This window comes from Denitromonas iodatirespirans, assembly GCF_018524365.1.
Lineage (GTDB): Bacteria > Pseudomonadota > Gammaproteobacteria > Burkholderiales > Rhodocyclaceae > Nitrogeniibacter > Nitrogeniibacter iodatirespirans.
The window spans coordinates 15,912-38,352 of record NZ_JAEKFT010000008.1; the positions used below are offsets into that span (position 1 = coordinate 15,912).

The following is a 22,441-nucleotide window of genomic DNA, read 5'->3' on the forward strand; positions in this document are numbered from 1 at the left end:
AGTCGGCGCACGCGTCAGGCGATGCCCAGCCGCGCGATGATCGCCTGCATGTGCTGCCAGTGCGAGCCTTCCCAGAACACCCGCCGGCAGGTGTCGCAGGTGCTGAACGCCGGCTGCCGGTGCGCCACGTCGGGCGGCACGCGGCCCTCCGCCTCGCTGCGCGCGAGGGGGCGCAGCGGGGTGTTGCAGTCCAGGCACAGAGTGAGGGGGCGGGCGCTGCGTGCCAGGTCGAGGCGGGCAAACACTTCTTCGATCTGCTTGGACGGCTTCAGCGCGTGGATGTAGCAGCCGTGGGTGATGCTGCGGCGCTTGAGCAGGTCGCGGTCGCGGGTGAGGACGATGCGGTGGTCGCGCGCGGCCAGCGCTTCGATCTCGCCGTCGTCATAGCCGTTGTCGTACAAAGTGTCGAAGCCGGTCATGCGCAGCAGACGGGCAAGGCCGCCCATGTGCGCATCGGCGATGAAGCGGGTGCGGCGCAGAGGGGTGGGGCGCACACGCAGCAGGGGCGAGATGTCGAAGGCCTCGAACACCGGGTACACCGCCACCCGGTCGCCATCGGCCAGCTGCCGGTCGAAATCCACCGATTCGCCATTGACCAGCACCAGTTCGACCTCGGTGTGGGGTACGCCGAGCGCTTCGATGACATGCTTGACCGAGGCCGTGTCCGGGCTTTGCGCGGTGAATTCCCGATGCCGCCGGCCCGGCGCCAGGAAATCGTTCAGCTCGGCATAGAAGCGAAAGCGGGTGGCGCTCATGCCGGTTGGAGTGGGGCGCCGGACCGGGGGTTCGTGACCACCGGCGCCGACGCCCGTTGCCCCTTGCATGACGTCCGCCGCGCAGATGCCTAGCGAACGATGTCCAGCTTGCCGCTGAGTTCCGATACGGTCGTGTCGCGCACGACGGAATCGTCCAGCGAGACGAGCATCGTCGCCAGATCTTCCTGCACACGCATGGTCGCGGCGATATCGTCTGCGGAGGCAAAGCGCTCGCCGAGCGATTCGGGCGGCGTGTCGAGTACCTGGCCGACCGGGCGGTCGCCCAGCGAGGCCCAGCGTGTGGCGTCGGGCGTCATGCCGACCAGCATGCGGGCGCGGGCACGGGCGGCGAGTAGCTGGTTGCGGGGGATGTCTTCGAACGTGGCGTCGATGTCCACCTCGGCAAGATCGCCGACGGTGGCGATGCCGACGTTGCGCAACTTTCCGCCGAACTCCGCGCCCACCCCTTCGATGGTCTCGACCGGCAGGCGTGCGCCCACCTTGCGCTGGGGCTCGCAGCCGGGGATGCGCCGGGGCGATTCGTCGGGCATGACGCAGGGGTCGACGCTGACGTCGACATCCTCGACCGTCATCGCCGCAATCACACCGGCATTGAGCAGCTTGTGATGGAACAGGCCGTCGTTGCCGCGCGCGATGCGCGAATCCTGGCGGAAGCTCAGCATGCCGGTGATGGTGATCTCGAGGCACAGGCCGTAGGGGTTGTTGTGCTCGAAGCATTCGTCGGCGTGATAGGTCACCGACAGCCTTTCCGTGACGCCGACGCTGCGCGACAGCTGGGTCTGCACGGCATTGACCACGGTTTTCGAGGCCTCTACGGTGCCGCTCACGCTGGTCGAGACGCTGCTCTCGCCGCCGGGGACCGATGCCTTGACGCCGGCCTGCACGGTGGTGGTCAGCGACGCGCCTACGGTCGTCGATACCGAGTTGCTCAGTTGCGTCGCGATCTTTTCGGTGATGGTTACCGCCACCGGCTCCTGGTCGAAGTGCTCGCCCTGAAGCCGCCGGCACTGGATGCGGCCCAGGCGGTCGAAGCTGCGAATGGTGGTTTTGTAGGGGATCTCCCGGAACAGGATGGCGTCGAGTTCGCTGCGACTCTGTGCGCTATCGAGCGCCTGCTCGATGGCGTCCGCCGCCGAAGAGCCCGGTTCGATGATGGGCGAAGCGCCCACTTCTGTCGTCGTATCAAACATGTCTCACCTCTCGTCGTGTGATGGATGTGGCGCGCGGATTGGTGCGCCTTGCGCGTCCGCACACTCGGTGTACGGGCCAGGACGCGATTCGGATGCATGCGGCGCACCTCGCCGCGCGCCGGCGATGGGGGCGATGCACCGCCACGGTGCAACCCCTGCGGGCCGCACGGCGCCACGACGGTGCGCGATCTGGCCTGCGCATCGGCCGGATGCCGTGCTGCGCCCCAAAAAGGGCAGGGCATCACCGGCCACCTCGCTTGGCACACGGCTTGCATCTTGCGGTGCACGAAATATCTGAATGCGTGTGCTCGCCATGAAAGATCCCCTCACTGCCGCTCCGCCCGACCTCCGCTTGCGTGGGGTGACGCTGACGCAACTCGCGGCATGGGGGTTGGCCACGGTTGCCGGCCTGATGCTCGGTGCCGGTCTGTCCGGTAGCGGCTCGCCGGCGCTCGTCGGGGCCGGTGGCGCCCTGCTGGTGGTCTCGGCGGTTCTGGCCTGGCGGCTGGCGAGCGGGCTGGCCGGCGGCTTGCGGCAGATCGACGCCTTCGCCCATCGTCTGGCCGCGGGCGACCTGGTGGCCCGGCTGGAGGGCGCGCGCTGCGGCCCGCTGGCCCCGCTGGCCGAGCGCCTCAACGCCATGGCGCGCTCGCTGGCCGAGGTGTTTCTCGGCTTCGCGCGCATGTCGCAAGAGATCCACAGCGTGGCCGACGAGAGCAAGCACAACGCCAGCGGCGGAGACGACGGGGTGCGGCGCCAGCGCGACATCACGTTGTCCTCGTCGGCGACGCTGGAGCAGCTGTCCGTCAGCCTCGGGATGACGCGCGACAGCGCCCGCAGCACGGCCGAGGTGGCGGAGGCATCGTGCCGGATCGCGCAGGCCGGCGCTGCACAGGTGAGCGGGCTGGCGGACGGCCTGGCGGGTCTGGCCGCCACGGTGGGCGAGACGGCGACCGCCGCGACGCGCCTGGGCGAGCGCTCGCGGGAGATCGACGCCATCGTCGGCCTGATTTCGGAGATCGCGGCGCAGACCAATCTGCTGGCGCTGAATGCGGCCATCGAAGCGGCACGCGCCGGTGAGCAGGGGCGCGGCTTTGCGGTGGTGGCCGACGAGGTGCGCGTGTTGGCGCAGCGCACCGGCGATGCGACACGCGAGATCGGCGAGCGGATCGAGCGGGTGCGTGGCGATGTGGCGGAGATGATCGGCGCCATGGCGCACACCCAGGAAAAGGTCGGGCTCAGCGTCGGCGATGCCGGCCAGGCGGTCGAGGCGCTGCAGCGGGTGGCGGCGAACGCCCAGCGCACACAGGCGCTGATCCAGGACATCGCAGCGGCCAGCCGCGAGCAGAGCGAAGCCAGCCAGAACATTGCGCAGGACATCGAGCAGGTGGCGCAACTGGCCGATGCCAACGAGCAGCTGGTGCGGGAAAACAGCGAGCTGTCGCGCTACCTGAGCGAGCTGGCGGTCCAGCTGACCGGTGCGCTGGACGACTATCACTACGAATAGGGAATTTCGCCATGGACACACTGTTGTGGGGACTGGGCGGCGGGCTGCTCGCCGTGTGGGGCGCCGGGGCGGTGTGGCGTGCCCGGCGGCGTGCCGAGGCCGAACGTGCCGTCGCGCACAGCCTGCTGGCGTGCCGCGCCTTGCTGGTGTTGGTCGCCGCGTTCCAGCAGCACCGCGGCATGAGCTCGGCGCTGTTGTCGGGCGATGGCAGTTTCGGCGGCCCGCTGGCGCGCAAGGCGCGCGAGATCGACAACGTGCTGCCCGAATTGAAAAGCGTGGCCGAGGCCGAATCGGACGCGCCGCATCCCTGCCTGACGGTGAACGATCTGGCGCTGTTCGGACATCGCTGGGGGCGCTTGCGCGAGACACTGAGCAGCCTCTCGGTGGAGCAGAGCATTGCCCAGCACAGCGCCCTGATCGCCCAGTTGCTGCAGTGGCTGGCGGCGCTCGGCGAGGCGCGGGTCGAGCCCTTGTTCGACGAGCGCAGCGCGCGGGACGTGGTGCGCAACTATGTCAGCCGCCTGCCGGCGTTGACCGAGTGCCTCGGCCAGGCGCGGGCGCTGGGCCTGAGCGTCGCGGCGCGCGGCGGCTGCTCGGCGGTGGCGCGTGTGCGCCTGATGTTCTTGGTCGCCCGCGCCGAAAACCTGTTGGCGCAGGCGTCGAACGGCGTGTCGCGCGGGCGCTGCGCCGACGAGGCCGAAGCGGCGGTGCAGGCCATGGCACAGATGGTCAAGACCCGCCTGCTGGCGCGTGCCGCGGTCGGCGTGTCGGTGCAGGAGGTGTTCGAGGTGGCGAGCCGTGCGGTGGACGGTGTGTTCGCGTGGGCCAATGAAACCGGCGATCAGCTGACGCAGGCGCGCCAGTCGTCGCCAGGCAATGGGGCTGCGACGACGGCGTGGGCCGCGTGATGCGCGCCCGTCGGCTGTCTTGTGTCGTCGGCGTCGACCGGCGTGTTGTCCTGATCGCGGGGCGGACATCTTGAATCTCGTGACACCGCCGGCCGAATGCCTGCCCGACACGTGCCGTCCCGTACCGTCCGCCTGGCCCCTAATCGACAGCGAGCGGGTGTTGCAGGTGCTGGTGCGCAACCTCGACGGCATGGTTTTTCGCTGTGCGATCGATGCGCACTGGACGCTGCATTTCGCGAGCGACGGGGTCGAGGCGCTGACCGGCTACCGGCCGGACGAACTGGAGGGCAACGCGGTCGTCTCGCTGGAGGCCTTGATCCACCCCGACGACCGGGCCAGCGTGCGCGAGGTGATCGACGAGGCCTGCCGCGGCGTGGGGCGGTATCGCGTGAAGTATCGCCTGCAACATCGCGATGGGACTGACAGATGGGTGCTGGGGCGCGGCGCCGTGGTGCGCGACGAACAGGGCGAGCGGGTGCTGGAGGGCTTCATCGAGGACGTCACCGAGCAGCTGACCCGCCAGCGCCTGCTGGCCGATGCCGAGCTGCGCTACCGCAGCATTTTCGAGGATTCGGTGATCGGCATGTTCCAGACCTCGATCGATGGCCACTACCTGGCGGCCAACCGGGCGCTGGCCGACCTCTACGGGTATGACAGCCCCGAGGCCTTGATCGCGGGGTTGTCGGACATCGCCACCCGGCTGTATGTCGATCCCACGCGGCGGGAGGAATTCACCACGCTGATCCGCGAGCATCATCGCGTGGCCGATTTCGAGTCCGAAGTCTATCGCCGTGACGGTAGCCGCATCTGGATCGCCGAAAACGCCCATGTGGTGTTCGGGCCGGACGGTCAGCCGCTCTACTACGAGGGCACGGTCGAAGACGTGACCAAGCAGCACGGCTATCGCAAGCAGCTGGAGTATCAGGCCACCCACGACCCGCTCACCGGCCTGCCCAACCGCAATCTGCTGCAAGACCGCCTGCAGCAGGCCCTGCGCCAGGCCCAGCGACGCGGGAGCCGCGGCGCGCTGGCCTTCGTCGATCTGGACAACTTCAAGTTCGTGAACGACAGCCTCGGCCATGGCGCCGGCGACCGGCTGCTGGTCGAGGTGGCGCGGCGGCTCAAGGCCAGTGTGCGCGAATCGGACACCGTGGCGCGCTATGGCGGCGACGAATTCGTGCTGATCCTCGGCGACTACGAGGGGCTCAGCGATACGCTGCACATCCTCCACCGGATCCAGGACGTGGTCGGCGCGCCGATCGCGCTGCAGGGGCATCAGATCCATGTCAATTGCAGCATCGGCGTCAGCGTGTTTCCGGACGACGGCGGCGATCTGGAAGTCCTGCTGCGCCATGCCGACGCGGCCATGCACCATGCGAAGACGCTGGGCAAGGGGCAGTTCCAGTTCTATACCGAGTCGCTCAACGTGGCGGCGCGCGAGCGCCTGGCGCTCGACTCGGCCCTGCGCCAGGCGATCGAGCAGGACGGGTTGCATGTGGTGTACCAGCCCAAGGTCGGCGCGCATGGCCAGCTGTATGGTTTCGAGGCGCTGGTGCGTTGGGACAGCGAGGCATTCGGCAGCGTGTCGCCGGCGCGCTTCATCCCCTTGGCCGAAGAGAACGGGCTGATCGGCCATCTGACCTGGTTCGTGCTGCGCCATGCCTGCCATCAGGCGGCGACCTGGCGGGCGCAGGGGCACGGGCACCTGCGCGTGGCGGTCAATATCTCGCCCAGCCTGTTCCGCGAGAAGGATCTGGCGGCACTGGTGCAGTCGGTCCTCGACGCCGCCGGCCTGCCGCCGGAAAACCTCGAACTCGAAATCACCGAAGGCATGCTGATGGGCGACGTGCAGCGGGCGCTGGCGGTGCTCAAGGAGCTCAAGGCGATGGGCGTGTTCATCGCCATCGACGATTTCGGCACCGGCTATTCGTCGCTGGCCTACCTCAAGCGCTTTCCGATCGACATCCTCAAGGTCGATCGTTCCTTCGTCATGGAATGCGATCTGGGCAACGAGGCGGTGGCCATCACCCGTGCCATCGTCTCGCTGGCCCACAGCCTGAACCTGCGCGTGGTGGCCGAGGGGGTGGAAACCGCCTCGCAGCTGGCCGTGCTCAACGCGCTGGGCTGCGAGGAGTTTCAGGGCTACCTGTTTGCCAAGCCCTTGCCGGGGCCCGAGGCGGCGGCCTTCCTCGACGCCGCGCCGGCAGCCTGAACCGCGCCGGTTCGCCTCAGGCCGCCACCATGCCTGCCACCTGCTGGCCGATCGCCAGCGCGGCGGTGAGGCCGGGTGACTCGATGCCGAGCAAATGGATGAGCCCGGGCGTGCCATGCTGCGCCGGGCCGTCGATGCGGAAGTCGGCATCCGGCATGCCGGGGCCGACGATCTTGGGGCGCACGCCCGCGTAGCCGGGCTCGAGCCGGCCGTCTTCGAGTTGCGGCCACCAACTGCGGATGGCGGTGTAGAAGGCCTCGGCGCGCGCCGGGTCGACGTGATAGTCGGGCTGGTCGATCCATTCCACATCGGGGCCGAACTTGGCCTGGCCGCCCAGATCGAGCGTGAGGTGCACCCCCAGCCCGCCCGGCTCGGGCAGCGGATAGATCAGGCGCGAGAAGGGGGCCTTGCCGGTGAGCGTGAAATACACGCCGCGCGCGAACCAGGCCTGTGGCAGCTGAGCTTCTGCCGGCCCGCCGAGGCGATGGCCGAGGGCAACGGCGTCGAGGCCGGCCGCATTGATCACCCAGCGGGCGCGCAGATCCATCTCCTGCTCGCCGCCGACACGCAACACCACGCCGTCGCCGTCGGGGCGGCCATCCTCCACCGGGCTGCCCAGCGCCAGCATGGCGCCATGGCGCTCGGCATCGCCGAGCAGCGCGAGCATCAGGCCGTGGCTGTCGACGATGCCGGTCGATGGCGACAGCAGCGCGGCATGGGCGTCGAGCGCCGGTTCGAGCGCGGCGATCTGCCTACGGTCGAGGAGCTGCAGGTCATGGACGCCATTGGCCGCCGCTTTGCTGCGGATCAGCTGCAGGCCCTCGGCCTGTTCGACCTTGGGCGCGACCACCAGCTTGCCGCAGCGCGCATGCGCCACGCCGCGCTCGGCGCAATAGGCATAGAGCGCATCGCGCCCGGCCACGCACAGGCGCGCCTTGAGCGAGCCGGGCGGGTAGTAGAGTCCGGCATGGATGACTTCGCTGTTGCGCGAACTGATGCCGGTGCCGAAGGCCGTTTCGCGCTCCAGCACGATCACCTCCCGGCCCGCCTCGGCAAGCGATTTCGCGCAGGCGAGGCCGACCACGCCCGCGCCGATGACCACGCAGTCGACGGTTTCCATGTTGTCTCGATGAGTTGTTGCGGCAATGAGCGCCGGCGGTTGCCGGCGGCTCGATGGGCGGGTTGTATCAGATTTGGGTGTGGGCAGATAGGGGCGACGTCGGCGGGTTCAGAAGGTAACGCTCACGCCTTCTTCCAGCAGATCCTTCGGTTCGTAGGACACCTGGTCGACGATCCGGTCGTCGGCGTCGAGCACCGTGATGGTGTCCCGGTCGTTGTTGAGCTTGACGGCGTAGCTCAGCGGGACGCGCAGCGTTTCGCCGCGAGCGATGCGGCCCAGGAGGGTCTGCCGGCCCCGGGCGTCGGCGATATGCCAGTGACCGAGGTCGGCGTCAGTGTTGCTGGTGTTGAGCAGGGTGACGGTTTCGTGATGATGCTCCGGCTGCTCGACGGGATTGATCAGGGCGGCGATGATACGGATGCCGCTGGGGTGGCGCGGGCGCGATGGCTGCACGCCGGCAACGGTGGCGGGCAGGATGTAGTCGTCGGGCACCATCACCACGTCTTCGGGGGCGAACATCAGGCGCAGCGTGGTGCCTTCGGCGCGGATCATGTCATGCAGGTTGCCCACTTCCAGAGTGGGCAGCAGCAGGCGGTCGTCGCGATGGCGGGTGTCTTCGCGCAGCCAGGGGTCGAAGGCGTCGAAGTTGATGTGGCCGGCCTGGAAGTAGGGCGCGATGCGGCGGAACAGCTTGGGCCACATCACGCTGTTCTGCAGGGCATCGATGCCGTCGATATGCAGGCCGGTGCTCATCGAAGGCGCATGCGCCCAGAAACCGAGCCGGTTTTCCCGCGCATGGCGCACGTCGGCGCGCAGGTGCTCGCGCAGCTCGGGCGGCAGGCCGAGGTAGAAGGCGCCGTAGGCATGGCCTTCGCGCAGCATGTAGGCGTTGAGGCTGGCATCGAGCATGTGCGGCTGCATGAAGATGCGCGAACCGTCGATGGCGGGGTGCTCGCCGGTGTAGACGAAGGCCACGCTGCGCCCGTAGGTGTCGAGCCCGAGCGACAGGATGTAGCCGCGCACCGGGTGGCGCTCGACCGATTCGACCTTGAAGGGGTGCGTGTCGAAATACTTGATGGTGCCGAAGCCGAGGCGTGCCATCAGCGCATCGCGCGCGGCCAGGGCCAGCGGCAGGTGCTGGTGATACTCGATGTCTTCGACCTCGAAGTGGGTCTCCAGCGCATCCACGCCTTCGAAGCGGATGCTGGTGATGCCGGCCAGATTGAAGCCGGGCGCGCGGTTGGGGCGGGGCAGGCGTTCGATCAGCTGCGGGTTGTCGGGCTGGAACTTGATGGTGTCGCCGTCCGGCTCCGGCCCGCTGAGCGGGATGTCCGGATAGTGGATGTGGAAGTTGCCTTTGATGAGGGTGTAGGCCATGGCCGTCTCCCGGATGCGTGCCCTGTCGGTGCGGCGCCCGGTAAGGCGCCTACTCTTCAGGGTAGTCGGCGCGCGTGCGAATGGCATTGTTTGGCCCGCGCCGGAACGGGGCCGGAGGCACGGATGTCCGATCAATGATAGTTTTGTGCATTGCACTGAAGTTGTGACGAGGACACCCCATGCGTATCGACCCCAATCAACAAAAGCTCTTCGAGGCCTTTGCGCGCCGCCAGGCGCGCCCGCTCAGCCCGTGGCAGAAGATCGTGGGCTCGGTGGCGGCGATCGGCCTGTTCGGGCTGGCGCTGGTGTTCTCGGTGGTGGTGTTTGCCGTGGTGCTGACGGTCGGTGCCGCGGCCGGCGCCTGGTTCTGGTGGAAGACGCGCGCGCTGCGCAAGCAGATGCGCGAGGCGCAGCCCGGCCGCTCGCAGCCCGGTCAATCGCAGGAGGGGCTGGTGATCGAAGGCGAGGTGATCCGCGAGGTCGACGAGTCCGAACCGGAAGCGCCTGGCCCGCGGTCGCGCTGAGGCTCAGGCGAAGAGGTTGATCTGCTGGCCGGGGTCGGTGCGCGGCGCGATCTGGGAGAGCGCCTGCTGAAGCTGCCGGGTGCCGCCCTCGGCGCCCTGGGCCGGGTCGTTCTGGGTGGCCTGTTCGCGCTGGGCCTGCTGGATCAGCTGGGCGGCGATGGCCGCCACCCGATAATCCTGTGACGACGGGTCGGCCGGCGCCAGCGCGGCGCGCTGGATCTGTTGGGCCTTGGACAGGGTTTCTTCCGGCGTGCGGCCGGGCGAGACATCGATGCTCACTTCGCCGCCGACCGCATAGACTTGGCCGTCGGGCCCGCGAATGGTGGTGAAACTGGCCCCGCCTTGGGCCAGTCCGCCAGCGGCCGACAGGTGGGCCGCTTCATGCGAGCGCACCTGGCGGTCGGTGCTGGCCAGGGCGCTGACTTCGGCCGCGACGGCGGCGGCCTCCCGCTTGTCGGTCTCGGCGCTGCGCGCTGCCGGCGCGGCATCGCCCGCTGCGGCCCGGGACTGGGGCGCGGCAAGCGACACGGGCAGGCTGGCGGAGACGGACATCATGCGATATCCCCCTGAAGCGTTCGATGCTCCCACTCTAGTGGGTTTCGCGGCGACGAAAAAGGGTTAGATGGACTTCATTGCGGCGGAGAATTGCCTGTCGGGACAGGCGCTTAGCCGGCCTTTTCGGTGGGCGGGGCGGCGTTGGCCAAATGGTGGTCGAACCAACGCACCAGCACGGGGATGATCCGGGCCAGCGTGGCCGGCGCGGAGAGGCCGGTGTCGTCGATTTCCTGCCAGGCGGCCTCGGTGCGAATCAGGCTGTAGGCCTGGTGCATCATGGCGCGGCCGGGGGCGTGCTGGCCGACCGCCACGCAGAGCGGCAAGGCCAGGGCGCGTAGCGGGCCGGCGCCGGCCAGGTCGATGCGCCCGCCGATGCAGAACAGCGCGTGCAGCCGGTCGGTCGAGCGGCTGGCGGCGCGAATGGCCGCGCCGCTGGCGGTGCCGCCGGTTACCAGGCCACGCGCCAAATCATGCAGCGGCGGTTGATGGTCGAGCCAGGCCAGGGCTGCCTCGATGCGGGTGGCCAGCAGCGGGGTGTTGTAGCGCAGATCGGGGTCGCGCTCGTCTTCATGGGGCGTGACCAGATCCAGGCCGAGCGTGGCGTAGCCGGCCTGGTTGAGCGCATGGCAGATGGCCGTTTCGCTGGCGCTCTGGTCGTCGTCTAGGGTGCTGCGCGCCAGGATGACGAGCGCGCGCACGTCGGGCGCATGGGCCAGCCGGGCGGCCAGCCAGACGGGGCCGGCGGGCAGGCTGAGGGTGGTGTGGCGGAGGGTCAGCGACATGGCGCGAGCATCGCACGCCTATTCGGCCGCTGTCGAGCGGAGGGCGACCGGAATGCGCCGGTTGCCGAACGAGCGCTCGAAATGGCCGAATCGCCCCGGTAGCTTGTGGCCGCAGTACTGGCAGCGGCCGCCATCGTCGAGCCGGTACTCAAGGATGTCGTAGCCCAGCCTGGCGATGACCACGCTGTTGCAGCCCGGGCAGCGGGTGCTGGCGGCATCGACATCGGGGATGTTGCCGATATAGACGTAGCGCAGCCCGGCACCGAGCGCGCACTGGCGCAGGCGGGTGAGCGTGGCGTGCGGGGTGCCGTGCCGGTCGGTGAGCTTGAAGTCGGGGTGGAAGGCGGTCAGGTGCAGGGGGATGTCGTCGCCCAGTTCGCGGTGGATCCACTCGGCCATGGCGGTGATTTCTTCGTTCGAATCGTTCTCGCCGGGGATCACCAGGGTGGTGATCTCGAACCACACCCGGCTTTCATGGCGCAGCCAGACCAGGGTGTCGAGCACCGGCTGCAGCCGCGCGCCGCACAGCTTCTTGTAGAAATCGTCGGTAAAGGCCTTGAGGTCGACATTGGCCGCGTCCATGTGGGCGAAGAAGTCCTCGCGCGCCTGGCCGTGCACATAGCCGGCGGTCACGGCTACCGTGTTGAGCCCGCGCGCGTGGCAGGCGATGGCGGTGTCGATGGCGTATTCGATGAAGATCACCGGGTCGTTGTAGGTGAAGGCCACGCTCTGGCTGCCCCAGCGCTCGGCCGCGGCGGCGATGGCCTCGGGCGTGGCGGCGTCCATCAACCGGTCCATGTCGCGCGATTTGCTGATGTCCCAGTTCTGGCAGAACTTGCAGGCCAGGTTGCAACCCGCGGTGCCGAAGGAGAGCACGCTGCTGCCGGGGTAGAAGTGGTTGAGCGGCTTCTTTTCGATCGGGTCGATGCAAAAGCCCGAGCTGCGCCCCCAGGTGGTGAGCTGCATGGCGTCGCCGACCCGCTGGCGCACGAAACAGGCCCCGCGCTGCCCCTCGTGCAGGCGGCAGGTGCGTGGGCACAGGTCGCATTCGATGCGCCCGTCGTCGAGCATGTGCCAGTAGCCGCCGGGGACGCGCGAGTCGTCGTCATGCATCAGCGCACCTCCTCCTCCTTCCACTTGAGCACCGGGTAGGTGGCGACCATGACCGACGGCCCCCAGAAGTCGGCCGGCAGGCGGGCCTTCTTCTTGAGTTCGGCCAGGAAGTCGCGCGGTTCGGGCAACTGCTCCCACACCTGCGGCAGGAAGGTGGCCCGCTGGCAGCCATTGAAGAAGATCACGCCGTCCTCGCCCGGCCGCAATTGTGCCAGCACGTCGTCTTCGGTCTTGGCATCGAGAAACTCGGCGCGCCCGAGCAAGGACACTTCGAGGCGGATGTCGGGCCATTCTTCGGCCGTCAGCGCGGCAAAGCGCGGGTCGCGCAGCGCGGCGGCGACCGCGTTGGCGGCTACATCTTCGCCCAGCGGTCGTTGCGGCTGGAGGCTGCCGATGCAGCCGCGCAACTGGCCATGGCGCTTGAGTGTGACGAAGGTGGCGCCGCGTTCGGCCAGGTTGGGATCGTCGGGCGGCGGCTCGGGGCGCAGGCCCAGCGCATGTTCGATGGCGGCGCGGGCGCGGGCCAAGAGGCGCGGGCCGAGGTCGGGGTCAGTGGGCGACATGGCGTTGGGCCGGGGTGAAGGCGATGCTGGTGTAGCCCACCACCCGGTTGCGGTCGCCGGCGGTATCGCCGGAGTTGCGCAAGTCGAGCACGGTGGGCATGAGGTGGTGGCGCTGGGCGGCGAGCAGCATGCCGTCGATGGGCAGTGCGCCGCAGGCCTGGTCGAAGGCCAGCCCGCTTTGCAGGCGCTCGATCTGAGCGACGGTCGACTGGTCGCGCCAGCGGGCCTGCTGGTAGGGCAGGTAGTGCGACAGATCGGAGGAGATGACGATCAGCGTGTCATCACTGCCCCACACGCGTTCGAGCACATGGGCGACCCGCTCGGCGGTGGTGTCGCCGACGACGATCGGCAGCAGGGTGAAGTGGTCGAGCACGGTCTGCAGGAAGGGGAGCTGGACTTCGATCGCATGCTCCGCGGCATGCGGGGCGTCGTCCACCTGCACGTCGGGTTCGTCCTGCAGCGCCAGCCAGCTGTCGCGATCGATCGTCACCTCGCCCAGCGGCGTGGCGAAACATTGGGCGGCCGGAAGGGCAAAGCCGCGCACCGGCACGCGGTGACAGGGGCCGAGCAGCACCACGCGCCGGTAGTACTCGCGGGTGCTGCGCAAACTGGCGTAGGCGCTGGCGGCGATCGGGCCGGAATAGACATAGCCGGCATGCGGCACGATCAGGGCCTTGGGCCAATGCACGGTGTCCTGCGGCATGGCCATGTTGAGCATCTCGCTGACCATGGACTGCAGGGTGCGCGGGTCGGCCGGATAGAAGGCGCCGGCAACGGCCGGCGGGCGGAGGGAGGCGTTGGCCATGTCGAATGTCCTTGGAACCACTGCAACTATTTGATTATAGGTTTATCCCGCGGTTCCTACCCAGGCCAGGCCGGCGCCCAGGCCGAGCCCCACGGCGAGCATGGCGAGGAATACCTGCCGGCTCAGCGCACGCCCGCCGACGCTCATCGCCAGGCCGGTCTTGAACGCGAGATTGGACATCATGGCCAGGCCGATGGCGATCACCGTGGGCACCGCCTCGAGCCGTTCGAGCGAGAACAGGCGCAGGCTCGACAGCGTGATGGCGTCGACATCGGTCAGGCCCGAGGCCACCGCGAGCAGGTACAGCCCCTTGCTGCCGGCCACGTCCGACAACCAGGCCGCACCGAGCAATACGGCGGCGTAGATGGCGCCGAAGGTGATGGCGGTGCGCAATTCGGTCGGGTTCTTGGTGTCGGGCACCGGTGAGCCGTCGCGCGCCATCAGCGTTCGCCACTGGTAGGCCAGGGCGCCCAGGCCGAGCGCCAGGCCGGGCAGGGCGATCTGCGCCAGCGGCAACAGCAGGCTGGGTGCCAGCACCGCGCACACCACCGCGACCCGCACCAGCATGACCAGATTGGCGATGAGGATGACCAGCGCCGAAATGGGCACGAAATCCTGCCGCTTGCTGGCATCGCGGGCGAACACCAGCGTGGTGGCGGTGCTCGATACCAGTCCGCCGAAGAGCCCCACCAGCGGCGCGCCGTAGCGCCCGCCGACCAGCTGGAGCGCGGCATAGCCGGCCAGGCTGACGCCCGAGATGAGCACCACCATGAGCCAGATCTGATAGGGGTTGAGGGCGCCGAAGGGGCCGAAGTTCTGGTCCGGCAGCACCGGCAGGATGACCAGCGACAAGATGCCGAACTGCAGGATGGAGTGCCAGTCGCGCGCGGTGAGGCGTGTTGCCCAGCCGCGCAGCGTGGGCTTGAAGTAGAGCAGCACGGTGGCGCCCACGGCGATCATGATCGACAGGCGCACGATGCCTTCCCACACCATGAAGCCGAGGGTATGGCACAGCAGCAACGCCACCACCGAGGTGGTGCCGGGCTCTTGCGGATCGGGGTCTTGCAGGTAGGCGGCGATGATCATCGCGCCGATCAGCGTCAGGCTGATCAGGAAAGGCCACAGGCTGTCGAAGCGCTCGCCGATCAGGCCGCTGAGCGCGCCGAGCAGGCCGACCAGGGCGAAGGTGCGCAGCCCGGCGCGGGGGTTCTCGCGGCGTTCGCGCTCCAGCCCGAGCAGCAGCCCGATGCCCAGGGCAATCAGGACGGCTTGGAGCTGGGTGGGGTCGAGCGGGAGTTCGGTTTCCATCGTGAGCGGCTCGTGGTGGGCGCCGAGCCCCATTCTACGCCCCTCGGCGGCATGCAACAGACCGTGCCGCGGCGCATTCGCGCAGGTAGAATCGCGCCATGCAAAAAACAGCGCATCGCCATTTCGCCCTGGTGCCGGCCGCCGGCGGTGGCTCCCGCATGGGCCGGGAGACGCCCAAACAGTATCTGAGCCTGATGGGCGAGCCACTGCTGCGCCACACCTTGCGGGTGTTGTGCGCGGCACCGCAGATCGAGCGGGTGTATGTGGTGCTGTCGGTCGGCGATCAACACTGGAACGCTTTCGACTGGCGCGATCTGGGCGACAAGCTCACGCCGGTGTACGTCGGCGGCGCCACCCGCGCCGACAGCGTGCTCGGCGGCCTGCGGGCGATCCGCCCCGATGTGCGCGATGGCGACTGGATCCTGGTGCACGACGCGGCCCGTCCGTGCCTGGCCCCCTGGCATGTCGACGCGCTGATCGAGGCGCTGGACGACGACGAGGTCGGCGGCCTGCTGGCCGTGCCGGTGGCCGATACGCTCAAGCGGGCCGACGCCCAGAGTCGTGCCGCCGCCACGGTGCCGCGCGACAGCCTGTGGCAGGCCCAGACGCCGCAGATGTTCCGCTACATGATGCTGCGCCGCGCCCTCGAATCGGCCCGCGACGTGACCGACGAAGCCAGCGCCATCGAGGCCGCCGGCCTGCGCCCGCGCCTGGTGCGCGGCGATCCGACCAATCTCAAGGTCACCTATCCGCTCGACCTGCATCTGGCCGAGTGGATCCTGCAGAACCGGGAGCGCTGACGTGAACCTTCCCTTTCGTATCGGCCAGGGCTTTGACGTGCATGCCCTGGTGGCCGGCCGGCCGCTAATCATCGGCGGCGTGACGATCCCCTTCAGCCATGGCCTGCTCGGCCACTCCGACGCCGACGTGCTGCTGCATGCCATCACCGATGCGCTGCTCGGCGCTGCCGGCCTGGGCGACATCGGCCGCCACTTCCCCGATACCGATCCGGCCCATGCCGGCGCCGACAGCCGCGAACTGCTGCGCCAGGCGATGGCGGCGGTGCGTGCCGCGGGCTATGTGGTGGGCAATGTCGATGCCACCGTGATCGCACGTGCGCCCAAGCTGCTGCCGCACGTGCCGGCGATGGCCGCCAACATCGCCGAGGATCTCGGCGTGGCTGCCGACTGCATCAACATCAAGGGCAAGACCACCGAGAAGCTCGGCTTCACCGGCCGTGGCGAAGGCATCGCCGCCCAGGCGGTGGCGTTGCTCTACCGGGGCGATGCCGGCTGAGTCTTCACCGGTGGCCGACCCGGCGCCGCGCGTGCGGGTGTTCTTCGCGCTGTGGCCCAGCGCTGCCATCGCGACCGAACTGCACCGCGCCGCCCGCCGGGCCGCACCGCGCGATGCCCGCCTGATGCGCGCCGATACCCTGCATCTGACCCTGGCCTTCATCGGCGATGTGGCCCCCGACCGTCTGCCGGCCATCGAAGCGGTCGGCGACCAGGTGCGCTGGCCGCGCTGCATGCTGCGGCTCGACCAGCTCGGCCACTGGCCGCACAACCAGATCCTGTGGGCCGGCAGCCAGTCGCCACCGGACACCCTGGCGCAGCTGGCCGATGAATTGTCCGTGGGCTTGCAGGCGATCGGCATTACGCTGGCGCCACGGCCGTTTGTCCCCCACATCACGCTGGCACGGCGCTGCCGGCACGCGGTGGCGGCGGACATGCGGCCGATCGACTGGCCGGTCGACGGCGGGGTACTGGCCGTCTCGCAACGGGACCACACCGGCGCACGCTATCTGATGCGCCGCCGCTGGCCGGCACACTGACAACAGGAGGCAGCATGAAAACCATCGGCCTGCTCGGCGGCATGAGCTGGGAATCGACCGTGAGCTACTACCAGGCGATCAACCGCGGCGTGAACGCAGCGCTGGGTGGCCTGCACTCGGCACGGGTGATGCTCGCCAGCGTCGATTTCGGCCCCATCGAAGCGGCTCAGCATCGCGGCGACTGGGACGCCACGGCGCAGATGCTCACCGAGGCGGGCCGGTCTGTCGAAGCGGGCGGGGCGGATTTTCTGCTCATCTGCACCAACACCATGCACAAGGTGGCCCCGCAAATCGAGGCGGCGCTGTCGATTCCGCTGCTGCATATCGCCGATGCCACCGGCGAGGTCTTGCAGGCGGACGGCGTGCGCCGTGTCGGCCTGCTCGGCACCCGCTTCACCATGGCGCAGGACTTCTACACCGGCCGGCTGCGCGAGCGCTTCGGGCTGGATGTGCGGGTGCCCGAGGCGGAGGCGCAGGATGTCGTGCACCGCATCATCTATGACGAGCTGTGCCATGGCGTGGTGTCGGACGCCTCGCGGGCGCGCTATCTCGAGATCATCGCGGGCCTGCACGCGCAAGGCGCCGAGGCGGTGATTCTCGGCTGCACCGAGATCGCCCTGCTGGTGCAGCCGGCCCACACCAGCGTGCCGCTCTACGACACCACCGCCCTCCATGCCGCGGCAGCCGTCAAGTACGCTCTGAGTTGAAAGCTACTTGCGCCGCAGCCGCAGATCGGTGACGAAATCCTGCGGCGGGCCGATGTCGATCTTGGCGAAGTCGGGGTGGCGCGGGTTGATCAGGTAGTTGCGTTCCGCCGGGATCACCGCGCTGGGCACCGCCAGTACCGCGCTGCTGCCGCGCGCGATCCAGTCGCTGCCCAGCGCCTGCAGATGGGCGCGGTTGGCCGGATCGTTCCACTGCTCGGGCAACTCGGCGAGTTCGATCTGCTCGACCTTGAAGCGCTTCGGCAAGGTCGCCGGGATCATCACATAGCGGGCGCGCAGCGGCTCATCCTGCACCAGGATCTCAAGCATCGCCAACGACTGGCTGGCCGCGGTATAGACCATGGGCACGCCCTTGCGATTCCAGCGCCCGCCGTAAAGGCGGGCGCCTTCGCCGCTAAAGGCGGTGTCGGCGAAACGGGCGGTGACGAGGCGCCAGAGGGTGGTCACTGGTTTGCGCCTCGCCGGCGAGGCGTGTGCGATTCGGGTGAGGGACGTTGGCCGGGTCTCGCCCCGGCGGGCGAATTACTTCTTTGTCGCGACAAAGAAGTAATCAAGAAAACGCCCCCGACTGTGCCGCCGGCTTCGCCGGTGCCCTCTCTACGCCCGGCGCCGGCGGGTCGTGTCGCAAACTCGCCCTTCGGGCTCAAACAGCGACACGACAATTCCCGCCGTCGCCGTTCTCCGTTCGGCGGCACAGAAGGGGAAGGGCATGCGGGCTCGGCTTCGCCATTGCCCGCGCAAGAACCGAATGCCGTGCCTATGGGCACCCCCTCCCCCTCTGTCGTGCCGAGCGCAGCAAGTGCGGGGCGGAAAAAGCGGCTTCGCTGTCTAAGCCCGCAGGGCGAGTTTGCGAAGTCCGCCCGCCCCGTGCTTGCGGAGGGAGGGAAGCCCGAAGGGCCACGACAGTGGGGCGTGCTTCTTTGCCTAGCTTTCTTGCACGAGCAAGAAAGTAGGTCGCCCGCCGGGGCGAGACCCGGCCAACGGTCGCCATCGAAAAACCCCGCTGGCCGAAGTGCAAAAAAAGTGGTCACGGTACCCGTAGAGCGGATCACGCCAGCCATCCGCTCAACCATACACCCCGTGTTCGATCCGCCCCAGGGTCTCCATCACCGTCTGGGCGCCGATGTCGGTGTCGAGCAGCGACAGCGGTGTGTCGCCGCCGAGGGCGGCGTTGGGGGATTTGAGCCAGTCGAGGGCGGGGGCGAGCTCTTCGAAGACTTCTTCGGCGCGCTCGACGACGCGTGCCAGACGCACGACCTTGGCGGACTCTTCGCTGCTCAGCGTGCCTTCCTTCTTGCGGCGGGCCAGGGTGCGTTCGGGGATGGCGAGTGCCGAGGCCAGTTCGTTGTGGCTGAGGCGCAGGGCCTTGGCGAGCGCGTCGATGGTGGCCGAGGAGATGCCCTGGCGGATCAGGTCCACCCATTCCAGCGGCGTGCGCGGCTGGTGGTGCAGGACTTTGCGGCCGCCCAGCAGACGGTCTGCAGAAAAGGCGGAGGTGGGCAGTGCGCCGACGGTGCTCATGTGGACTCCTGGAGTGCCATATGGCACAGAGTCTAGACACTTTTGGCAGATGATGCCACCGTCGCCGGCAGGGCCGGGGTATTGGCCGCTCGCAAAAAGGGCGCCCTCCGGCGCCCCGTTTGTGGGTGGATGCGTCAGTCGATCAGAGGCAGATGCTGCCGCCCAGGCGGACGGCGAGGTCCGGTTCGGCGGTTTTGGTGTAGTCCTTCTCGACCCGGTCGGTGACCAGCTGGGCGGTCGGGCCGTCCATGACGGCATTGAGCATGCCCATGAAGGCGGGTGGAGCGACCAGGATGGCACGGCCGAAGGCGTTGTTGTTGCGTCCCTGATAGAACTCCTGGGCAAGTTCCTGGGCAAAGGCGCGTGCGGCCTGGGTCTTCGGCGGCGTGTGAGATTCGTAGCCGCTGCCGGGCGACGACTGGATGCTTCCGGGTCGATCGGTGACGAGGTCCTTGTTCTTCTGTCGGCTTTCCGGGTGGATCAACTCCTTGACCAGCTTGAGTCCTTTGTTCGGCCCATAGTTGGCATAGAGTTTGGCAAGGCTGGCGTTGGCAACCAGGATCCATGTGATAGCCATAGATGTTCCTCCGAAAGAGTGGGTGATCAGCTGTGTACGTCCGATCCGTCCAGACGGCGCACGACAGCGCTTCTAGCGTAGCCAGTTGCCCTCGACACTTCAAAACGCCGCTTGTCGGACCAGCGCGCTGCGGGGCCGTCCATGCCCGGGAAACCCGCGCCATGGGCCGTTCGGCTGTCGTTCAACCGTTCGTCAGACGCTCGCGGGCGCGGCGATCTGCCGCGGCCAGGGTGCTGATGTCCTGCGTGTCGGCGCGGGCGAACAGGTCGAGCAGGGTGTCGTAGATCCCCGCGATTCGGGCATCGACCGTGGCGTCGTCACCGAAATAGGTGTGACACACCTGGATGATCCCGCCGGCGTTGATGGCGTAGTCGGGCGCGTAGAGGATGTTGCGCGCGCGCAGCGCGTTGGCCAGATCGTCGGTGGCCAGCTGGTTGTTGGCGGCGCCGGCGACGATTGCCACGCGCAGGCGGGGCAGGGTGCGCGGGTTGATGATGGCGCCGAGCGCGCAGGGGGCGAAGACGTCGGCTTCCACCTCGACGATGGCCTCGGGGGCGACCGTGGCGGCGCCCAGGCGCGTCGCCAGCGCCTGGCAGCGCGCGCTGTCGATATCGGTGAGCGTGAGGCGCGCGCCGGCATCGAACAAGGCCTGGCTGAGTGCCGCGCCGACATGGCCGAGCCCCTGGACGGCGACATGGACGCCGGCCAGGGTGTCGGCGCCGAGCCGGTGACGCACGGCGGCACGGATGCCGTGATAGACGCCTCGCGCGGTGTAGGGCGAGGGGTCGCCGCCGGCCCCGTCGCGCGTGATGCCGGTGACGAAACGCGTGACCCGGGCGATCTGCGCCATGTCGGCCGGGCTGGTGCCGACATCTTCGGCGGTGATGTAGCGCCCGCCGAGCCGGTCGATGGCCTGGCCGAGCGCGGCGAGCAGGGCGGGGGTCTTGATGTGCTTGGCGTCGCCGATCACCACCGCCTTGCCGCCCCCGATCGGCAGGCCGGCCAGTGCCGATTTGTAGGTCATGCCGCGCGACAGGCGCAGCGCATCGGTCAGCGCGGCCGCTTCGCTGGCGTAGGGCCAGATGCGGCAACCGCCCATGGCGGGGCCGAGCGTGGTGTCGTGGATGGCGATGATGGCGCGCAGGCCGCTGGCGTCGTCGTAGGCAAAGACGACCTGTTCGTGCCGGTCGAAGTCCGGGGCGGAGAAGCATTCCATGGCTGGCCTCCTGGCGTTTGCCGCCTGGAAAACGCCCATCGCCCCGTCTTGGCGGCATCCCCTCGGGCGATCGACGCTCCGATCAGTTGGAGTGGCCGCTGGCCGAAGGGTTCGCGCCAGCAGCCGGATCGAGGCCGTACAGCCGCTTGAGCTGGGCGTAGGCGGCCGGGTAGGCGGCACGCAGTTGGATCGGCCGCTCGAAAAAGGCTTCGCTCATCACGGCGAAGAATTCGGCCGGGCTCTCGGCGGCGTAGGCATCGATCGGCAGGGGTCGGCCGGTATCCACGCGCTCGCAGAAATCGTCGTAGGCGGCTGCGAAGATGCGTGCCCAGGCGGCCCGTGTCATGTCCGGGCCGAGCGGCGGGAAGCCGTCGGCCTCGCCGTTGCACATGTCCAGCTTGTGGGCGAATTCATGGATCACCACGTTCAGCCCGTCGGCAGGCTCGAGCGGTTGCCAGGAGACGATCACCGGGCCGCCCGGCCAGGCCTCGCCAAGCACCGGGTCATCGTATTCGTGCACCACGCCGTCCTCGTCCATCTCCTCGCGCGGGATGACGAAGTCGCCCGGATAGACCACCACGCCCACCCAGTCGCGATAGGCCGCCAGGCCGGTGTTGAGGATCGGCAGGCAGGCCTGCAGTGCGATGGCCAGGAGCATGTCGTCGGTGAGCACCAGGCCGCCGGCGCCGTGGAAGGTCTTCTGGTCGAGGAAGGCGAGCGCCAGTGCGCGCAGGCGCTCGCGGGCGTCGGCGGGCAGGTAGGCGAGAAACGGCAGGCCGCCCTCGACGCGTTGCCACTGCGCCTCCGATACCGCGGCCGGCTCGCCGCGGCCGAAGAGCCAGCGCTTCAACACCCGGAGCATGTCAGCCCTCGACCTTGAGGCGCGTGGTCAGCCAGATGCCGGAGAGGATCAGCGCGATGCCGACGCCATGGAAGAGGGCCGGCAACTCGTCGAGAAAGATCACCGACAGGATCGTGCCGAACACCGGCATCAGGTGGATGAACAGTGCGCCGCGGCTGGGCCCGACCATGGCCACGCCGCGGTTGTAGAACACATAGCCGAGAAAGCCGGGGAAGATCGCCGTATAGGCGATGGCCATGATGCTGCCCGTATGCACCACGATATGCCGGCCCTGCGACAGCTCCCAGGCCCAGGCCGGCGCGAGTACCGCGATGCCGACCACCGTCATGGCCGCCAGCATCACCATCGGGTGCATGCCGCTGGGGCGCCACTGCAGGCCGACGGTGTAGAGCCCCCACACCATCACCGCCACGAGCATCCAGAAGTCGCCGGGGTTGAACTGCCAGCCGAGCAGCATCGCCGGGTGGCCATGGGTGACGATGACGGTCACGCCGATCAGCGACAGCACCACGCCGATGACCTCCAGCCGGTGCAGCCGGCGGCCCAGCAGCACGCCGGCGAGCAGCAGGGTGGCCACCGGGATCAGCGAATTGAGCATGGTGGCGTTGATTGCCGTGGTGTATTGCAAGGCCAGGTAGGCGAAGGTGTTGTAGCCGCCCACGCCGAGCGCGCCGAGCAGCACGATCGGTCGCCAGTGGCGCAGTACCAGCGGCCACTGGGTGCGCAGATGGGGCCAGGCGAAGGGCAGCATCAGGCACAGGGCCAGCGTCCAGCGCCAGAAGGCGAGGCCGAGCGGCGGCACGTCGGCGCGGACGCCGCGGCCGATGACCATGTTGCCCGACCAGAAGAGGGCGGTCAGGGTGAGCAGCAGGTAGGGCAGATCGAAGAGGCGGCGCATGTCGGGGGTTGGGCGTGAGGCGTTTTGGCGAAGGCGCGATTATCATCTGCGCGTCAGCTCCGCTCAAT

24 protein-coding genes are annotated in these 22,441 nt (G+C 68.7%); 8 read left to right on the plus strand and 16 right to left on the minus strand.

From position 1 onward, the window contains the following. Positions 1-14: 14 nt before the first annotated feature. On the minus strand, positions 15-755 hold the full coding sequence (locus I8J34_RS09005) for a Mut7-C RNAse domain-containing protein (protein ID WP_214361072.1): 741 nt from the start codon (positions 753-755) through the stop codon (positions 15-17). An 89-nt stretch (positions 756-844) separates the two neighbouring features. Next, the gene (locus tag I8J34_RS09010) at positions 845-1,966 is read right to left on the minus strand and encodes a DNA polymerase Y subunit UmuC family protein (protein WP_214361073.1); all 1,122 of its coding nucleotides are present in this window, start codon (positions 1,964-1,966) and stop codon (positions 845-847) included. A 313-nt stretch (positions 1,967-2,279) separates the two neighbouring features. On the opposite strand from I8J34_RS09010, the gene I8J34_RS09015 reads away from it, so the two are divergent. The 3 genes from I8J34_RS09015 to I8J34_RS09025 all read left to right on the plus strand — a co-directional run bounded on the left by I8J34_RS09015 (position 2,280) and on the right by I8J34_RS09025 (position 6,593). Continuing rightward, positions 2,280-3,473 (plus strand): methyl-accepting chemotaxis protein, encoded by a 1,194-nt coding sequence (locus I8J34_RS09015; protein WP_214361074.1) that lies wholly within the window; start codon positions 2,280-2,282, stop codon positions 3,471-3,473. An 11-nt stretch (positions 3,474-3,484) separates the two neighbouring features. Next, a complete protein-coding gene (locus tag I8J34_RS09020; protein ID WP_214361075.1) occupies positions 3,485-4,381 on the plus strand; it encodes a nitrate- and nitrite sensing domain-containing protein in 897 nt (298 codons plus the stop codon). A gap of 79 nt (positions 4,382-4,460) precedes the next feature. Continuing rightward, a complete protein-coding gene (locus I8J34_RS09025) occupies positions 4,461-6,593 on the plus strand; it encodes a putative bifunctional diguanylate cyclase/phosphodiesterase (protein ID WP_230411779.1) in 2,133 nt (710 codons plus the stop codon). A gap of 16 nt (positions 6,594-6,609) precedes the next feature. Here the strand turns inward: I8J34_RS09025 and I8J34_RS09030 are convergent, their stop codons facing one another. After that, complete coding sequence (locus tag I8J34_RS09030; protein WP_214361076.1) at positions 6,610-7,713, minus strand: NAD(P)/FAD-dependent oxidoreductase; 1,104 nt, start codon at positions 7,711-7,713, stop codon at positions 6,610-6,612. A 108-nt stretch (positions 7,714-7,821) separates the two neighbouring features. Then, a complete protein-coding gene (locus tag I8J34_RS09035) occupies positions 7,822-9,090 on the minus strand; it encodes a thermonuclease family protein (RefSeq protein WP_214361077.1) in 1,269 nt (422 codons plus the stop codon). 179 nt (positions 9,091-9,269) lie between these two features. Here I8J34_RS09035 and I8J34_RS09040 point away from each other — a divergent pair, with 179 nt between their 5' ends. After that, positions 9,270-9,614, plus strand: a complete 345-nt coding sequence (locus I8J34_RS09040; protein ID WP_214361078.1) for a hypothetical protein — start codon at positions 9,270-9,272, stop codon at positions 9,612-9,614. Positions 9,615-9,617: 3 nt separating this feature from the next. Here I8J34_RS09040 and I8J34_RS09045 read toward each other — a convergent pair whose 3' ends face one another. The 6 genes from I8J34_RS09045 to I8J34_RS09070 all read right to left on the minus strand — a co-directional run bounded on the left by I8J34_RS09045 (position 9,618) and on the right by I8J34_RS09070 (position 14,740). After that, on the minus strand, positions 9,618-10,169 hold the full coding sequence (locus tag I8J34_RS09045) for a putative metalloprotease CJM1_0395 family protein (protein ID WP_214361079.1): 552 nt from the start codon (positions 10,167-10,169) through the stop codon (positions 9,618-9,620). A gap of 110 nt (positions 10,170-10,279) precedes the next feature. Beyond that, complete coding sequence (locus I8J34_RS09050) at positions 10,280-10,951, minus strand: dienelactone hydrolase family protein (RefSeq protein WP_214361080.1); 672 nt, start codon at positions 10,949-10,951, stop codon at positions 10,280-10,282. Positions 10,952-10,969: 18 nt separating this feature from the next. Then, entirely contained in the window at positions 10,970-12,064 is a 1,095-nt protein-coding gene (gene amrS / locus I8J34_RS09055; RefSeq protein ID WP_214361081.1) for an AmmeMemoRadiSam system radical SAM enzyme, read from the minus strand. Continuing rightward, positions 12,064-12,627 (minus strand): AmmeMemoRadiSam system protein A, encoded by a 564-nt coding sequence (gene amrA, locus I8J34_RS09060; RefSeq protein WP_214361082.1) that lies wholly within the window; start codon positions 12,625-12,627, stop codon positions 12,064-12,066. Before amrA ends, amrS begins: the two co-directional genes overlap by 1 nt. Next, positions 12,614-13,432 carry an AmmeMemoRadiSam system protein B gene (gene amrB / locus I8J34_RS09065; protein WP_214361083.1) on the minus strand — a complete coding sequence of 273 codons (819 nt, stop codon included), beginning with the start codon at positions 13,430-13,432 and terminating at the stop codon, positions 12,614-12,616. The genes amrA and amrB overlap by 14 nt, the downstream gene beginning before the upstream one ends. A gap of 42 nt (positions 13,433-13,474) precedes the next feature. Continuing rightward, a complete protein-coding gene (locus I8J34_RS09070) occupies positions 13,475-14,740 on the minus strand; it encodes an MgtC/SapB family protein (RefSeq protein ID WP_214361084.1) in 1,266 nt (421 codons plus the stop codon). Between the two features lie 98 nt (positions 14,741-14,838). Between I8J34_RS09070 and ispD the strand changes: the two genes are divergently transcribed. Genes ispD through I8J34_RS09090 form a run of 4 tightly spaced genes read left to right on the plus strand, consistent with a single transcriptional unit; the run spans position 14,839 to position 17,281 of the window. Further along, positions 14,839-15,540, plus strand: a complete 702-nt coding sequence (gene ispD / locus I8J34_RS09075) for a 2-C-methyl-D-erythritol 4-phosphate cytidylyltransferase (protein ID WP_214361085.1) — start codon at positions 14,839-14,841, stop codon at positions 15,538-15,540. A gap of 1 nt (position 15,541) precedes the next feature. After that, a complete protein-coding gene (gene ispF, locus I8J34_RS09080; RefSeq protein WP_214361086.1) occupies positions 15,542-16,036 on the plus strand; it encodes a 2-C-methyl-D-erythritol 2,4-cyclodiphosphate synthase in 495 nt (164 codons plus the stop codon). 10 nt (positions 16,037-16,046) lie between these two features. Next, positions 16,047-16,574: an RNA 2',3'-cyclic phosphodiesterase gene (thpR, locus tag I8J34_RS09085; protein WP_214361087.1), complete on the plus strand. Its 528-nt coding sequence runs from the start codon at positions 16,047-16,049 to the stop codon at positions 16,572-16,574. Between the two features lie 14 nt (positions 16,575-16,588). Beyond that, positions 16,589-17,281 carry an aspartate/glutamate racemase family protein gene (locus I8J34_RS09090; protein WP_214361088.1) on the plus strand — a complete coding sequence of 231 codons (693 nt, stop codon included), beginning with the start codon at positions 16,589-16,591 and terminating at the stop codon, positions 17,279-17,281. 3 nt (positions 17,282-17,284) lie between these two features. Here the strand turns inward: I8J34_RS09090 and I8J34_RS09095 are convergent, their stop codons facing one another. The 6 genes from I8J34_RS09095 to I8J34_RS09120 all read right to left on the minus strand — a co-directional run bounded on the left by I8J34_RS09095 (position 17,285) and on the right by I8J34_RS09120 (position 22,373). Continuing rightward, positions 17,285-17,746 carry an RES family NAD+ phosphorylase gene (locus I8J34_RS09095; RefSeq protein WP_214361089.1) on the minus strand — a complete coding sequence of 154 codons (462 nt, stop codon included), beginning with the start codon at positions 17,744-17,746 and terminating at the stop codon, positions 17,285-17,287. Between the two features lie 618 nt (positions 17,747-18,364). Beyond that, a complete protein-coding gene (locus tag I8J34_RS09100; protein WP_214361090.1) occupies positions 18,365-18,820 on the minus strand; it encodes an Xre family toxin-antitoxin system antitoxin in 456 nt (151 codons plus the stop codon). 142 nt (positions 18,821-18,962) lie between these two features. After that, entirely contained in the window at positions 18,963-19,397 is a 435-nt protein-coding gene (locus I8J34_RS09105) for a host attachment protein (RefSeq protein ID WP_214361091.1), read from the minus strand. A 181-nt stretch (positions 19,398-19,578) separates the two neighbouring features. Continuing rightward, positions 19,579-20,613, minus strand: a complete 1,035-nt coding sequence (locus I8J34_RS09110) for a Glu/Leu/Phe/Val dehydrogenase dimerization domain-containing protein (protein WP_214361092.1) — start codon at positions 20,611-20,613, stop codon at positions 19,579-19,581. A gap of 82 nt (positions 20,614-20,695) precedes the next feature. Next, the gene (locus tag I8J34_RS09115) at positions 20,696-21,475 is read right to left on the minus strand and encodes a M90 family metallopeptidase (RefSeq protein WP_214361093.1); all 780 of its coding nucleotides are present in this window, start codon (positions 21,473-21,475) and stop codon (positions 20,696-20,698) included. Between the two features lies 1 nt (position 21,476). Beyond that, entirely contained in the window at positions 21,477-22,373 is an 897-nt protein-coding gene (locus I8J34_RS09120; protein ID WP_214361094.1) for a DMT family transporter, read from the minus strand. Positions 22,374-22,441 lie beyond the last annotated feature (68 nt).